Source organism: Leclercia sp. J807 (assembly GCF_009734465.1).
GTDB lineage: Bacteria > Pseudomonadota > Gammaproteobacteria > Enterobacterales > Enterobacteriaceae > Enterobacter.
The window spans coordinates 3421939-3436685 of sequence record NZ_CP046446.1; the positions used below are offsets into that span (position 1 = coordinate 3421939).

15 protein-coding genes are annotated in these 14747 nt (G+C 56.1%); 6 read left to right on the plus strand and 9 right to left on the minus strand.

The genetic code is table 11. From position 1 onward, the window contains the following. Positions 1-15: 15 nt before the first annotated feature. The 4 genes from GNG26_RS16290 to dapA all read right to left on the minus strand — a co-directional run bounded on the left by GNG26_RS16290 (position 16) and on the right by dapA (position 3759). Positions 16-879: a neutral zinc metallopeptidase gene (locus GNG26_RS16290; protein ID WP_156239521.1), complete on the minus strand. Its 864-nt coding sequence runs from the start codon at positions 877-879 to the stop codon at positions 16-18. Positions 880-1005: 126 nt separating this feature from the next. After that, a complete protein-coding gene (gene purC, locus GNG26_RS16295; RefSeq protein ID WP_103180677.1) occupies positions 1006-1719 on the minus strand; it encodes a phosphoribosylaminoimidazolesuccinocarboxamide synthase in 714 nt (237 codons plus the stop codon). A 110-nt stretch (positions 1720-1829) separates the two neighbouring features. Further along, positions 1830-2864 (minus strand): outer membrane protein assembly factor BamC, encoded by a 1035-nt coding sequence (gene bamC / locus GNG26_RS16300; protein ID WP_103824657.1) that lies wholly within the window; start codon positions 2862-2864, stop codon positions 1830-1832. Between the two features lie 16 nt (positions 2865-2880). Next, positions 2881-3759 (minus strand): 4-hydroxy-tetrahydrodipicolinate synthase, encoded by an 879-nt coding sequence (gene dapA, locus GNG26_RS16305; RefSeq protein ID WP_103180679.1) that lies wholly within the window; start codon positions 3757-3759, stop codon positions 2881-2883. A gap of 145 nt (positions 3760-3904) precedes the next feature. Between dapA and GNG26_RS16310 the strand changes: the two genes are divergently transcribed. Together GNG26_RS16310 and bcp are read left to right on the plus strand one after the other, a co-directional pair. Continuing rightward, positions 3905-4474 (plus strand): glycine cleavage system transcriptional repressor, encoded by a 570-nt coding sequence (locus GNG26_RS16310; protein ID WP_197080105.1) that lies wholly within the window; start codon positions 3905-3907, stop codon positions 4472-4474. Continuing rightward, positions 4474-4944 carry a thioredoxin-dependent thiol peroxidase gene (gene bcp / locus GNG26_RS16315; RefSeq protein ID WP_039029687.1) on the plus strand — a complete coding sequence of 157 codons (471 nt, stop codon included), beginning with the start codon at positions 4474-4476 and terminating at the stop codon, positions 4942-4944. The genes GNG26_RS16310 and bcp overlap by 1 nt, the downstream gene beginning before the upstream one ends. Positions 4945-5039: 95 nt before the next feature. Here bcp and GNG26_RS16320 read toward each other — a convergent pair whose 3' ends face one another. After that, on the minus strand, positions 5040-6101 hold the full coding sequence (locus GNG26_RS16320) for an AI-2E family transporter (RefSeq protein WP_103180681.1): 1062 nt from the start codon (positions 6099-6101) through the stop codon (positions 5040-5042). Between the two features lie 222 nt (positions 6102-6323). On the opposite strand from GNG26_RS16320, the gene bepA reads away from it, so the two are divergent. After that, positions 6324-7787 carry a beta-barrel assembly-enhancing protease gene (bepA, locus tag GNG26_RS16325; RefSeq protein ID WP_114385993.1) on the plus strand — a complete coding sequence of 488 codons (1464 nt, stop codon included), beginning with the start codon at positions 6324-6326 and terminating at the stop codon, positions 7785-7787. A gap of 11 nt (positions 7788-7798) precedes the next feature. Continuing rightward, positions 7799-8158, plus strand: coding sequence for an arsenate reductase (glutaredoxin) (gene arsC, locus GNG26_RS16330; protein WP_156239523.1), 360 nt, complete (start codon positions 7799-7801; stop codon positions 8156-8158). Between the two features lie 32 nt (positions 8159-8190). Here arsC and GNG26_RS16335 read toward each other — a convergent pair whose 3' ends face one another. The 4 genes from GNG26_RS16335 to GNG26_RS16350 form a co-directional block, all read right to left on the minus strand. Further along, positions 8191-8892 (minus strand): DnaA inactivator Hda, encoded by a 702-nt coding sequence (locus tag GNG26_RS16335; protein WP_214422612.1) that lies wholly within the window; start codon positions 8890-8892, stop codon positions 8191-8193. Between the two features lie 95 nt (positions 8893-8987). Continuing rightward, positions 8988-10277, minus strand: a complete 1290-nt coding sequence (gene uraA / locus GNG26_RS16340; protein ID WP_156239525.1) for a uracil permease — start codon at positions 10275-10277, stop codon at positions 8988-8990. Positions 10278-10371: 94 nt separating this feature from the next. Beyond that, positions 10372-10998, minus strand: a complete 627-nt coding sequence (upp, locus tag GNG26_RS16345; protein ID WP_032613066.1) for a uracil phosphoribosyltransferase — start codon at positions 10996-10998, stop codon at positions 10372-10374. 257 nt (positions 10999-11255) lie between these two features. Beyond that, complete coding sequence (locus GNG26_RS16350) at positions 11256-12686, minus strand: 6-phospho-beta-glucosidase (protein ID WP_156239527.1); 1431 nt, start codon at positions 12684-12686, stop codon at positions 11256-11258. Positions 12687-12965: 279 nt separating this feature from the next. Here GNG26_RS16350 and purM point away from each other — a divergent pair, with 279 nt between their 5' ends. Together purM and purN are read left to right on the plus strand one after the other, a co-directional pair. Continuing rightward, entirely contained in the window at positions 12966-14003 is a 1038-nt protein-coding gene (gene purM / locus GNG26_RS16355) for a phosphoribosylformylglycinamidine cyclo-ligase (protein ID WP_156239529.1), read from the plus strand. Further along, entirely contained in the window at positions 14000-14641 is a 642-nt protein-coding gene (gene purN, locus GNG26_RS16360; RefSeq protein ID WP_156239531.1) for a phosphoribosylglycinamide formyltransferase, read from the plus strand. Before purM ends, purN begins: the two co-directional genes overlap by 4 nt. Positions 14642-14747 lie beyond the last annotated feature (106 nt).

The window sequence follows — 14747 nt, forward strand, 5'->3', positions numbered from 1 at the left end:
CCCTGACATTGAAGATTACAGCGCCTTGCCGAAGGTATTGCACTGTGCCGGATCGCCGCCGTCAAAGCCCTTTTTGAACCAGTTATAACGCTGTTCTGATGTGCCGTGCGTAAAGCTGTCTGGCACGACATGGCCCTGACTTTGCTGTTGCAGGCGGTCATCGCCAATGGCATGGGCGGCGTTGAGGGCCTCTTCCAGATCGCCCGCCTCCAACACGCCCTCCTGCTGCATCTTGCGACCCCAGACGCCGGCGAAGCAGTCGGCCTGTAGCTCCATGCGTACCGACAGGGCATTCACCTCTCTCTCGCTGGCATTCTGCTGGAGCTGACGCACTTTTGGCTCGATGCCGAGCAGTTTTTGCACGTGATGGCCGACTTCATGAGCGATAACATAGCCCTGGGCAAAGTCGCCGTCGGCGCCCAGCTTATGTTTCATGTCATCGTAGAAGGAGAGATCGATATAGACGGTAGCGTCAGCAGGACAGTAGAACGGCCCCATGACCGATTGTCCGGTGCCGCAGCCGGTGCGGGTGGCGCCTCGATACATCACCAGCTTCGGTTGCTGGTAAGTACGGCCCATTTTTTCGAACAGCTGGCCCCAGGTATCTTCCGTGGTGGCGAGAATGACCGATGTAAATTTCGCCGCCTCGTCTTCGCTCGGGCTGATGGAGCGCGTTGCCTGCTGCTGTTGCTGCATCGGTTGCCCGGTTAACAGCCCGCTCAGGTCGACCCCGTAGTAGCCCGCCACCACGACCACCAGCAAAATAATAATGCCGCCCTTGCCTCCCGGCAGGCGAAATCCCGGGCCGCCCATCGACGGGCCCCCACTGCTGCGTCTGTCATCCACATTGTCACTTTCACGACGCCCTTGCCAGCGCATAATCCCACCTCGAAAAATATCATCTTGATAACAGGTATGATCGTAGGCGCTTCGAAGCAAGATTACCACAGGAAACAGGAGTGAGATGCCAGAGGAGGCTGTACTCCTCTGGCAGATAAGGCAGGATTAATCGAGTTTAACACCCAGACGGTGAGCAACGGCTTCGTACGCTTCAATCAGGCCGCCCAGGCTTTGGCGGAAGCGGTCTTTGTCCATTTTATCCAGGGTCTCTTTGTCCCACAGGCGGCTGCCGTCCGGGGAGAATTCATCACCCAGCACCACCTCACCTTTATACAATCCGAATTCCAGTTTGAAGTCGACCAGGATGAGGCCCGCGTCGTCAAACAGCTTCTTCAGCACGTCGTTGGCTTTGAAGGTCAGCTCCTGCATACGCGCCAAATTCTCTTTGCTCACCCAGCCAAAGGTTTCGCAGTAAGATTCGTTGACCATCGGATCGTGCATGGCGTCGTTTTTCAGGAACAGGTCGAACAGCGGTGGGTTCAGCTCCATGCCCTCTTCGATGCCCAGACGCTTCACCAGGGAGCCCGCGGCGCGGTTACGGACGACACATTCAACCGGCACCATGTCCAGCTTCTTCACCAGACACTCTGTATCGGACAGTAACGCTTCCATCTGCGTCGGGATACCCGCCTCTTCGAGCTTGCTCATAATGAAATGGTTGAACTTGTTGTTCACCATGCCTTTACGGTCAAACTGCTCAATGCGCGCGCCATCTCCTGCTGACGTATCATTGCGGAACTCGAGCACCAACAGATCCGGGTTTTCGGTGCTGTATACGGTTTTCGCTTTGCCACGATACAACTCAGCTTGCTTCTGCATCTTCATTACTCCTGGTGTGATGATTTGTGTTCAAAACTGGAGATATTATGCCACGCACACGTTTGCGTAGCACGAAAATTAAAAGGGCTGGATTAACCAGCCCCTTTTTTTTACTTGTTGAATGCCGCCTGAAGGACAGCGACCAGCGCATCATTCTGCGACTGGGTCAGCGTATGGCCTTTCGGATCGATAAACTGCAGGCTGCTACGGTTATCCAGATCGCCGACCTGAAGTTTGTAATCGCCTGAAGCCAGACCCGGATCGCGTACGCCCAGCTCTTCCCAGTTGCTGTCAGAGAGCGGTTTGTAGGTGAGCGTCATGCTGCCGGTTGAGCGGGTGCTGTCGGTGACTTTCATGCCGACACGCTCAAGGGTGGAAGGCAGACGCTGCCAGACCTGGTTGAACGGACCACGCACCACCAGCATTGGCAGACCGGTATCGTCGGCAGCGCTCTGCACGTCGAAGGTGGCACCATTACGGTTCTGAGCAGCATTCGCCGCGTCGGTGGCGCTCTTATCAAGACCCGCAGCAATCACGTTAAGCAGCTCGGTACTGTAACGCTGCATGGATGCCGCGTCGGCAACCGGTTTGCCCGCCTGCTCCAGGTTGATGAGTTTAACCACCACCGCCTGCTGATAACCCTGAGGTTTAACAGAGACTTGATAGCGCCCACGGTACTGTTGATCTTCATCCAGACGGCTCCATTCGATCCAGTCTGTCGTCAGCGTCTGGCTGGCATCGTCGCGCTGGGTGATCGCGTAATTCTTCGACTGAAGTACGCTCACCACCTGCGGCCACAGCCCGGCATTGCGCGCGCTCTCAACCTGCAGCGTCGCGGTATCGCCGGTGAACTGAGTACGCGCCCCGCTTACCAGCGCCAGAGGCTGTGCTGGCGGACGAATATCAAGCGCTTTGCCTACCGCGCCGCTACCGTTGGCAACCGGAATGTTGTAGTCGCCATTCTGAATGGGCAGGATCATGCCAGCAGGTGCATGAAGTTCAGCAAGCGGCGCAGCATCCAGATAGGATTCGTCACCGCTCACCTGGCGCTTGTAGCGTGAATCTGAGCTACAGGCCGCGAGCAGCATAACAAGCGAAACACCCGCAACCTTCGCCAGGCGCGACTTCTGTACTGAGTAAGCCATCAAATCTCCCTAAACTTTACAGCAGACCGGCATGCTTCAGCGCCGCAGTGACCGTTTCACGACCGTGGTCGGTAATCGGGGTCATTGGCAGACGCAGCGTATCGGTCGCTACAAGTCCCAACTCCTTACATGCCCATTTCACTGGGATTGGATTGGGTTCGACAAATAATTTGTTGTGCAGCGGCATCAGACGCTGGTTAATCACACGCGCTTCCTGGAAATGACCAGCCGCAGCCAGTTTACACATTTCAGCCATATCGCGGGCTGCAACGTTAGAGGTCACGGAAATCACGCCGTGGCCGCCAAGCTGCATAAAGTCCAGCGAGGTCGCATCATCGCCACTCAGCAGAATAAAGTCGTCTGAAACCAGCTCTTTGATCTGATGAACGCGGCTTAAGTTCCCGGTCGCCTCTTTAATACCGATAATATTTTTTACTTTCGCGAGGCGGCCTACCGTTTCTGGCAGCATATCGCAGCCAGTGCGCGACGGCACATTATACAGAATTTGTGGCAAGTCAGTATGTTCAGCGATGGCTTTGAAATGCTGGAACAGACCTTCCTGGGTTGGGCGGTTGTAGTATGGGGTTACCGTCAGGCAACCTACTACGCCGCTATCGTTGAAGCGCTGGGTCAGGCTGATGGCTTCAGCCGTGGCGTTGGCACCTGTACCAGCGATAACCGGGATACGCCCGTCAGCCAGTTCAAGGGTCATCAACACCACTTCGCCATGCTCTTCGTGGCTCAACGTAGCAGATTCACCGGTAGTCCCTACCGAAACAATCGCCGAGGTTCCGCTGGCGACATGATAATCAATCAGTTTCTTCAGGCTTGACCGGCAGACATTACCTTTCTCATCCATCGGTGTTACAAGCGCGACAATACTTCCCGTGAACATGGGCCATCCTCTGTGCGTACAAGAGCCTCAATGGTACGTTTGGTGCTGTAATAAAAGCAAGCGACGTGAGACCTCCAGGTTATTGTATGCCGGTTTTTTTTATGCTTTCCTTAGAAAGACTAAACCACGCAAAGGAAGAACAGGTTTGACAACCTCATCACAACATTACCTGGTTATTACTGCGCTGGGTGCCGACAGGCCGGGGATCGTGAACACCATTACCCGCCACGTCAGTAGCTGCGGATGCAACATCGAAGACAGCCGCCTGGCGATGCTGGGTGAAGAGTTCACTTTCATCATGCTGCTTTCCGGGTCGTGGAATGCGATCACCCTGATTGAATCGACCCTGCCGTTAAAAGGCGCAGAGCTGGATCTGCTGATCGTGATGAAGCGCACCACCGCGCGCCCGCAGCCTGCCCTGCCGGCTACCGTCTGGGTCCAGGTGGAAGTGACTGACTCCCCGCATTTAATCGAACGCTTTACCGCCCTGTTTGACAGCCACCAGATGAATATCGCCGAGCTGGTCTCGCGGACGCAACCGGGCAAAGATGACACCGTGCCGAAACTGTTTATTCAGATCACCGCCCACAGCCCGGCGTCGCGGGATGCCTCAAATATCGAGCAAGCGTTCAAAGCCCTCTGTACAGAACTGAATGCGCAAGGCAGTATTAACGTCGTCAATTATTCCCAGCATGAACAGGATGGAGTTGAGTAATGAATCCACTGAAAGCCGGTGACATCGCACCGAAATTTAGCTTGCCCGATCAAGACGGTGAGCAAGTAAATTTGACCGACTTCCAGGGACAGCGTGTACTGGTCTATTTCTACCCGAAAGCCATGACCCCAGGCTGTACCGTACAAGCCTGCGGCTTACGCGATAACATGGACGAGTTGAAAACCGCCGGCGTCGAAGTGCTGGGTATCAGCACCGACAAGCCGGAAAAACTGTCTCGTTTCGCCGAAAAAGAGCTGCTTAACTTCACGCTGCTTTCTGACGAAGATCACCAGGTTTGCAACGCGTTTGGCGTCTGGGGTGAGAAAACCTTTATGGGTAAAACCTATGACGGTATCCACCGCATCAGCTTCCTGATCGACGCTGACGGCAAAGTTGAACACGTGTTTGATGACTTCAAAACCAGCAATCACCACGATGTGGTGCTGGAATGGGTGAAAGCGAACGCCTGATTCGGATCTTCGCTTGTTTCGCCGGGTGACGCTACGCTTACCCGGCCTACAAAACCCGTAGGCCCGTGCAAGCGTTAGCGCCGCCGGGCAACAGCCTACTCCTCCACTGCCGGCACATCCGGCCAGGCATGCACCACCGCTTTGACCAGCGTTGCCAGCGGGATTGCGAAGAAGACTCCCCAGAATCCCCATAATCCGCCAAAAATTACCACCGACAGAATAATGACGAGTGGGTGCAGGTTTACCGCTTCCGAGAACAGCACCGGCACCAGCAGGTTTCCGTCCAGCCCCTGAATGATCAGATAGACGACGAAACAGCTCCAGAACTCGGTGCCCAGACCAAACTGGAAGAGCGCCACGCCCACCACCGGAATGGTGACCACAAACGCGCCGATATAGGGAATCAGCACCGAGAAGCCCACCAGCACCGCCAGCAGCAGCGAGTAGTTCAGGCCGAAGATTAAGAAGCCAATCCAGGTGGCAACCCCAACGACAATCATCTCCAGCACTTTGCCGCGAATGTAGTTGGTGATCTGCTGGTTCATCTCCTTCCACACCTGCCCTGCCAGCCCACGGTTACGCGGCAGGACGCGGCGCACCGCGTTAAGCATCTGATCTTTGTCCTTGACCAGGAAGAAGACCATCAGCGGCACCAGCACCAGATAGACCGCCAGCGTCAGCAGCCCCACCAGCGACGCGAGGGAGAATTTCACCACCGTATCCCCCATCGTCATGATGCGGGTGCGCATGTTCTCGGCCATGGCATCGATAATGCCCGCATCCATCAGGGCCGGATAGCGGCGCGGCAGGGTGGCGGCAAAATCAGAGAGTTTGCTGAGCATCCCCGGCATATCGCGGATGAGATTGATCCCCTGCTGCCAGGCGATCGGCAATACTACAAAGGACATCACCATCAGGATGCCAACAAAAAAGACCAGCACGATGATGCTGGCCCAGCGGCGGGAACAGCCAATATTTTCCAGCCGGACGGTAGGCCACTCCAGTAAATAGGCGAGCACGATCGCCACCAGTAGCGGCGCCAGCAGCCCGCTAAAGAAGAAGAGGATGCCAAAACCGGCAACCAGAATAATCAGCAAAGCAATGGCCTCAGGGTCGCTAAAACGACGGCGGTACCACTGCATTAATAACTCGAGCATTCAACCCTTCCCTGAAGATATTGGCGGAACCTAAAGGGTGAATTGTATCGAAGAGTTAATGAAAAAACTTTCGCTTTTTCTTGCTCCGTCACAAAACGCAAAAGCCTGAAAAGAGGGATTTTCTTATCGCCCTGAGGCGCATACACTTGCAGAGCAGCCGCAGATGAACGATATGCGGGTTCTTCGGTCAAATTAGCACACCCACCAGACAGGACAGAGGTTATGTTCAGGCAGTTGAAAAAAACGTTGGTTGCGACGCTCATCGCTGCGCTGACCGCTGGCCAGATGATGCCAGCCTTCGCTGACTCTGCAGACGCATTGCCGGATATGGGCACCTCGGCAGGAAGCACGCTCTCCATTGGTCAGGAGATGCAAATGGGCGATTTCTACGTGCGCCAACTGCGCGGCAGTGCGCCGCTGATCAACGATCCATTGCTGGTGCAGTACATTAATTCGCTGGGGATGCGCCTTGTCTCCCACGCGGATTCGGTAAAGACCCCTTTCCACTTCTATTTGATCAATAACGACGAGATCAACGCCTTCGCCTTCTTCGGCGGCAACGTGGTGCTGCACTCGGCGTTATTCCGCTATGCCGACAACGAAAGCCAGCTGGCCTCGGTGATGGCGCACGAAATTTCTCACGTCACCCAGCGTCACCTGGCGCGCGCGATGGAAGATCAGAAGCGCAGCGCCCCGCTCACCTGGGTGGGCGCACTGGGCTCTATTCTGCTGGCGATGGCGAGCCCGCAAGCGGGTATGGCTGCGCTGACCGGTACCCTGGCGGGAACCCGTCAGGGGATGATCAGCTTTACCCAGCAGAATGAACAGGAAGCGGACCGCATCGGTATTCAGGTACTGCAACGCTCCGGCTTCGACCCGCAGGCGATGCCGAACTTCCTCGAAAAGTTACTCGACCGGGCGCGCTACTCCTCGCGTCCGCCGGAAATTCTGCTGACTCACCCCCTGCCGGAAAGCCGTCTCTCGGATGCCCGCAACCGCGCCAACCAGATGCGTCCGGTGGTGGTGCAGTCCTCAGAAGATTTCTATATGGCGAAGGTCAGAACCCTCGGCATGTACAACTCGGGGCGCAACCAGCTGACCAACGATCTGCTGGATGCCCTGAACAAAGGCAACGTGCGTGAACAGCGTGCCGCCCGGTATGGTCGAGCGTTACAGGCAATGGAGGCCAGCAATTATGACGAGGCCCGCAAGAACCTGCAGCCGCTGCTGACCGCAGAGGCCAACAATGCCTGGTATCTTGATCTGGCAACCGACATCGACTTAGGGCAGAAAAAAGCCCAGGATGCGATCAACCGTCTGAAAGGCGCCCGTGATCTGCGCAATAACCCGGTCCTGCAACTCAACCTGGCGAATGCTTACTTACAGGGTGGACAGCCGCAGGAAGCCGCGCCCATTCTCAACCGCTACACCTTCAATAATAAAGATGATCCTAACGGCTGGGATCTGCTGGCCCAGGCGGAAGCCGCGCTCGGCCATCGCGATCAGGAGCTGGCTGCCCGCGCCGAAGGTTATGCCCTGGCCGGACGTCTGGATCAGGCCATCTCCCTGCTGAGCAGCGCCAGCTCGCAGGTGAAACTCGGCAGCCTGCAACAGGCCCGTTACGATGCCCGTATCGATCAGTTGCGCCAGCTGCAGCAGCGCTATCGCGCGTATGAAAAGATGTAAAAGGAGAAAAGATGTCTGACGCGGTTACGATCTACCATAACCCTCGCTGCTCAAAGAGCCGCGAAACCCTGAACCTGCTGAAAGCCAACGACGTTGAGCCGCAGGTGGTGCTCTATCTGGATACGCCGCCGGATGCCGATACCCTCCGCACGCTGCTTGCCCAACTGGGAATGACCAGCGCCAGAGCGTTAATGCGCCAGAAAGAGGAGCTTTACAGAGAGTTGGGTCTGGCAGACAGCGCGCTTAGTGAAGAGGCGTTGATTCAGGCGATGGTGGAGCATCCGAAGCTGATTGAGCGCCCGATTGTGGTGGCCAACGGCCAGGCCCGGATTGGACGACCGCCTGAGCAGGTGCTTGAGATTGTGAAGTAAGCAGGATTGGCCCGGTAGCGCGTGCGCCGGGCCTAAAGATTGAGAATGTCTTTCACAAAAGGAATGGTGAGTTTCCGCTGGGCAGTGATGGATGCCTTATCCAGCTGATCGAGGGTCATAAACAGCGTACGCATCTCGCGATCTAAACGTTTTAGCAGAAAACGTCCCACATCTTCCGGCAGTTCAAAACCCCGTAACCGCGCCCGCAGCTGCAAAGCCTGCAGTTTATCCTCATCGGAAAGCGGCTGTAATTTGTAGATTTGTCCCCAGTCGAGACGCGAGGCCAGATCGGCCAGCCCGAGATTTAACTGGCGCGGCGGTCGATCGCCAGTGATCAGCAACCGGGTCTTTCCGGACTCCAGAATGCGGTTATAGAGATTAAAAATCGCCATCTCCCACAGCTCATCTCCCGCCACGCATTCGATATTGTCGATGCAAACCAGCGACAGCTGTTCCATTCCATCGAGCACCTCCGGCACAAACCAGGTGCGTTTATCCAGCGGCACATAGCCGACCGCATCCCCGCGCTGAGAAAGTTCAGCGCAGGCGGCGTGCAGCAGATGGCTGCGCCCTGCACCTTCGCGTGACCAGATATAGATGTAACCGCTGTGCTCCTGGCGCAACACGTTTTGCAGTGCAGCCAGTAAAGAGGGGTTATCACCCGGCCAGAAACTCGCGAAAGTTTCGTCGTCGGGAAGATAGAGTGGCAAAGAGAGCTGTGCCGGTGCGTTCAGAAATACCTCAACCAGGTCTTACTCGGAATCGGCCCAGAGTTTAACACGGAACAAGCGGGGAGAGAACCGGGCGGATCGGCCGCCCGGTTGCAGGATCAATGCGAGACTTTTTCGCTCTCTTCGGCGTCCAGCACCACCTCTTCCGGGCGCAGAACGGAGATCAGCTTGAAGATGAGGGCCAGACCGATACCAACGATGGTCGCCAGCGCCATGCCTTTCAGCTCGGCGGCGCCAATGTGCACCTTGGCACCGCTGACGCCGATAATCAGGATCACCGAGGTCAGGATCAGGTTTTGCGCTTTGCTGTAGTCAACTTTAGAGTCGATCAGAACGCGAATACCGGAGGCGCCGATTACCCCATACAGCAGCAGCGAAACACCGCCCATGACCGGAACCGGAATGATCTGGATCGCTGCCGCCAGTTTGCCCACGCAGGAGAGCAGGATAGCGAAAATCGCCGCACCGCCGATAACCCAGGTGCTGTACACACGAGTAATGGCCATCACGCCGATATTCTCACCGTAGGTGGTGTTTGGCGTGGAGCCGAAGAAACCGGAGATAATGGTCGAGAAGCCGTTGGCAAACATCGAGCGGTGCAGACCCGGGTCGCGGATCAGGTCGCGCTTGACGATATTGGCCGTCACCACCAGGTGACCAACGTGCTCGGCAATCACCACCAGCGCAGCAGGCAGAATGGTGAAGATGGCAAACCACTCAAAGCGCGGGGTGTAGAAAGTTGGCAGCGCGAACCAGTGGGCCTGCGCAATCGGGGTGGTATCCACAACGCCCATCGCGAAGGAGAGCGCATAGCCTGCCAGCACGCCGATCAGGATAGGGATAATCGCCATAAAACCGCGGAACAACACGGAGCCAAAGACCGTCACGCCCAGCGTTACCAGCGAGATAATAATGGTTTTGGTATCCGGGGATTGCCCGTCTGCAGGCAACAGACCCGCCATGTTCGCCGCCACACCGGCCAGCTCAAGACCGATGACGGCAACGATTGCGCCCATCGCCGCAGGGGGGAACATCACATCCAGCCAGCCGGTCCCCGCTTTCTTCACAATGAAAGCCACCAGACAGAACAGCACGCCGCACATAATGAAACCACCCAGCGCCACTTCATAGCCTAACGGCAGCAACAGCAAGACCGGGGAGATAAAGGCAAAGCTGGAGCCCAGGTAGGCCGGGATCTTACCTTTACAAATAAAGAGATAAAGCAGCGTACCGATGCCGTTAAACAGCAACACGGTGGCCGGGTTAATGTGGAACAGAATGGGCACCAGCACGGTTGCACCAAACATCGCAAACAGGTGCTGCAAACTAAGCGGGATTGTCTGTAAAAGTGGCGGTCTTTCACTCACCCCGATAGCACGGCGCGTCATAGAATCTTCCTCAAGTGTTGTTTGTTTTAAGCGGTTGGGTTTATTATTCAAAAAAAAGCCGACTATCAAAGTCGGCTTCTTTTTCGTTATTCACTTATTTAGTACCAAAAATCTTATCGCCGGCATCGCCGAGTCCTGGGATGATGTACCCGTGCTCGTTCAGGCCCTGATCGACAGAGGCGGTGTACAGTTCAACGTCCGGGTGCGCTTTTTCCAGCGCGGCAATGCCTTCCGGCGCGGCAACCAGTACCAATACTTTGATGCTGCTACAGCCCGCATTTTTCAGCAGATCGATGGTGGCGATCATGGAGCCACCGGTGGCCAGCATCGGGTCAACGACCAGCGCCATACGCTCGTCGATATTGGAGACCAGCTTCTGGAAATAAGGCACCGGTTCCAGCGTCTCTTCGTTACGGTAGATGCCAACCACGCTGATACGCGCGCTCGGGACGTGCTCCAGCACGCCTTCCATCATGCCCAGACCTGCGCGCAGGATTGGCACAACGGTAATTTTTTTGCCTTTGATCTGCTCAACCTGTACCGGGCCGTTCCAGCCTTCAATGGTCACAGTTTCGGTTTCCAGATCGGAGGTTGCTTCATAGGTCAGTAAGCTGCCAACTTCAGAGGCCAGTTCACGAAAGCGCTTAGTGCTGATGTCATGCTCACGCATCAGGCCCAGCTTGTGTTTAACGAGTGGGTGTTTCACTTCCACAATCTTCATTCTCTTTCTCCTTCGGGTGGCAGCCACAAAAAAAATCGCCGGATTATACCGCTTTTTTCGGATAGCGCCATACCCATCTTGCTTGACCGGGATCAACCAAAGTGAATTAGAGGCTGTCAGAGAGTATAAAAGAGACAAAAAAAACCGGCGGGGGATCGCCGGCTTTTGTGCGGGGTTTCGCCCGGCGGCGCAGCGCTTGCACGGGCCTACGGTTTTGTAGGCCGGGTAAGGCGAAGCCGCCACCCGGCAGTGGGCGTTTAAAGTGACTCGCCGTTGCTGGCGATCACCTTCTGATACCAGGCGAACGACTTTTTCTTGCTGCGATTCAGCGTGCCGTTACCTTCGTTGTCTTTATCGACATAGATAAAGCCATAGCGTTTTTTCATCTCGCCCGTTCCGGCAGAGACCAGATCGATACAGCCCCACGGGGTGTAGCCCATCAGATCCACGCCATCTTCCACCACCGCTTTTTTCATCTCACGGATATGGGCGCTGAGATAGTCAATGCGGTACTGGTCATTGACCGTACCGTCGCTCTCCAGCACGTCGATGGCGCCAAACCCGTTCTCGACAATAAACAGCGGCAGCTGGTAGTGATCCCAGAACCAGTTCAGGGAGTAACGCAGCCCCACCGGATCAATCTGCCAGCCCCAGTCCGATTTCTGCACATAGGGGTTAGAGACCAGGCTTTTGCTTTCGTCGTAGTCGAGCTGCGGGTTATCTTCCGTGGCTTTGGTGGCAAACGACATGTAGTAGCTGAAGCCGATGTAATCCACGCAGCCCTGCTTCAGTGCCGCTTTATCCTCTTCGGTGATATCCAGCGCAAAACCGCGACGGGCAAAGTAGTTCAGCAGATGCTGCGGATAGGCGCCGCGCACGTGTACATCGGTGAACCAGTAGCGGCGGTGCATGGCGTTCATCGCCATCATCATGTCATTCGGGGCGCAGGTCAGGGGATAGATCGGGCACATGGCGATCATGCAGCCAATTTTCAGCGACGGGTTGATGTCGCGTCCGGCTTTTACCGCCAGGGCGCTGGCCACCAGCTCATAGTGCGCCGCCTGGAACATCACCGGCTCACGATCCTCACCCGGCTGGTACTTCAGCCCGGAGTTGGTAAACGGGGCGAAATCTTCGTGGAAGTTGGCCTGGTTGTTGATCTCGTTAAAGGTCATCCAGTACTTCACTTTGTGCTGATAACGCTCGAACACCACGCTGGCAAAGCGCACAAAGAAGTCGATCAGTTTGCGGTTACGCCAGCCGCCGTACTCTTTCACCAGGTGATAAGGCATTTCGAAGTGCGAGAGGGTAATCACCGGCTCGATGTCGTGCTTCAGGCACTCATCAAACAGATCGTCATAAAACTGGAGCCCTGCCTCATTGGGTTGCTGTTCATCGCCTTTCGGGAAAATACGCGTCCAGGCAATGGAAGTACGGAAACATTTAAAGCCCATTTCTGCGAACAGCTGGATGTCGTCTTTGTACCGGTGATAGAAATCGATGGCTTCATGGTTGGGGTAGTTTTTGCCCGGCAGTACGCCGTCGGTAATTTCGCGGGGGACGCCGTGGGCGCCAGCGGTCATCACGTCTGCCACACTCGTGCCCTTCCCACCCTCCTGCCAGCCGCCTTCAAGTTGATGCGCCGCCACCGCGCCGCCCCACAGAAAACCCTCTTTAAATCCTGACATGCGATATCCCTCATTCAGCGTTAATTATCGGCAAAAAAGAGTACAGAAACCGGTTTCAGTGAAATGATGTGCATTCAGCGAAGGGGTTGCAAGAATAAGAATGTACCCGGTTTCATTTTCGTGAACGGGTTCAAGTTTGTGCGCCAAGCTGCGATTTTCTCTGGATTTTCAGGGTCGCGTTTTTCTGTTGCAGAATGGGCTCGCAAACGTTTGCCTGGACTGTTAGAATTGCGCCGATTTTTCTTACTATCGCAATGCAATCGCGTGGGGACTTGAGCCGTGACCAACAAAACTTCTCTCAGCTACAAAGATGCCGGTGTAGATATTGACGCAGGTAATGCGCTGGTTGACCGTATCAAAGGGGTAGTTAAAAAAACCCGCCGCCCGGAAGTGATGGGTGGGCTGGGAGGATTCGGCGCCCTGTGCGCGCTGCCACAAAAATACCGTGAACCGGTTCTGGTCTCAGGCACCGACGGCGTAGGCACTAAGCTGCGTCTGGCGATGGATCTGAAACGCCATGACACCATCGGCGTAGACCTGGTCGCGATGTGCGTGAACGACCTGGTGGTTCAGGGCGCTGAGCCGCTGTTCTTCCTCGACTACTACGCGACCGGCAAGCTGGACGTCGACACCGCAGCCAGCGTCATCAGCGGTATCGCAGAAGGCTGTTTGCAGTCAGGCTGTGCACTGGTAGGCGGTGAAACCGCTGAAATGCCGGGCATGTACCACGGCGACGATTACGACGTGGCTGGCTTCTGCGTGGGCGTTGTCGAAAAATCAGAGATCATTGACGGCAGCAAAGTGACCGACGGCGACGTGCTGATTGCGCTGGGCTCCAGTGGCCCGCACTCTAACGGCTACTCCCTGGTGCGTAAAATTGTTGAAGTGAGCGGCTGCGACCCGCTGACCACCGAGCTGGAAGGCAAACCGCTGGCGGATCACCTGCTCGAACCAACCCGCATCTATGTGAAATCCATTCTGGAGCTGATTGAGAACGTGGACGTTCACGCGATTGCCCACCTGACCGGCGGCGGCTTCTGGGAAAATATTCCGCGCGTACTGCCGGATAACACCCAGGCGGTGATCGATGAATCCTCCTGGCAGTGGCCAGCAGTATTCAACTGGTTGCAGGATGCCGGTAACGTCAGCGATCATGAGATGTACCGCACCTTCAACTGCGGCGTGGGGATGGTTATCGCCCTGCCGGCAAGCGAAGTGGACAAGGCTCTGGCGCTGCTGCAGGCGAAAGGTGAAAACGCGTGGAAAATCGGTGTCATCAAAGCGTCTGATTCCGAACAGCGTGTGGTCATTGAATGAAAAATATAGTGGTGCTCATTTCCGGTAACGGAAGTAATTTGCAGGCTATCATCGATGCCTGCAAACAGAAGAAGATCAACGGCACCCTCCGCGCAGTATTCAGTAACAAGGCCGATGCATACGGCCTTGAGCGTGCCCGCGACGCGGGCATTGCCGCGCATGCGCTCAGCGCCGCCCAGTTTGCCAGCCGCGAGGCTTTTGACCGCGAGCTGGTGCAGGAGATCGACGCCTATGCCCCGGACGTGGTGGTGCTGGCCGGCTATATGCGGATCCTCAGCCCGGCGTTTGTGGCGCACTATGCCGGACGCCTGCTGAATATCCACCCTTCCCTGCTGCCAAAATATCCTGGCCTGAATACCCACCGTCAGGTGCTGGACAATGGCGACCTGGAGCACGGCACCTCAGTCCATTTCGTTACCGACGAACTGGACGGTGGCCCGGTGATCCTGCAGGCGAAAGTGCCGGTGTTTGCAGGCGACAGCGAAGAGGATGTGACCGCCCGGGTGCAGACCCAGGAGCACGCTATCTACCCGCTGGTGGTGAGCTGGTTCGTTGATGGCCGTCTTGAAATGCGCGACGGCGCCGCCTGGCTGGATGGCGCGCCGTTACCCCCGCAAGGTCACGCGGCGGAAGAGTAAACTTTTGCCGGGTGGCACTATCGCTTACCCGGCCTACAGCACCTTTTGCCCCGCCAACCCTCTATTATCCCTCAAGAAAAAATTTAACTGTCATACTTTTCTGACA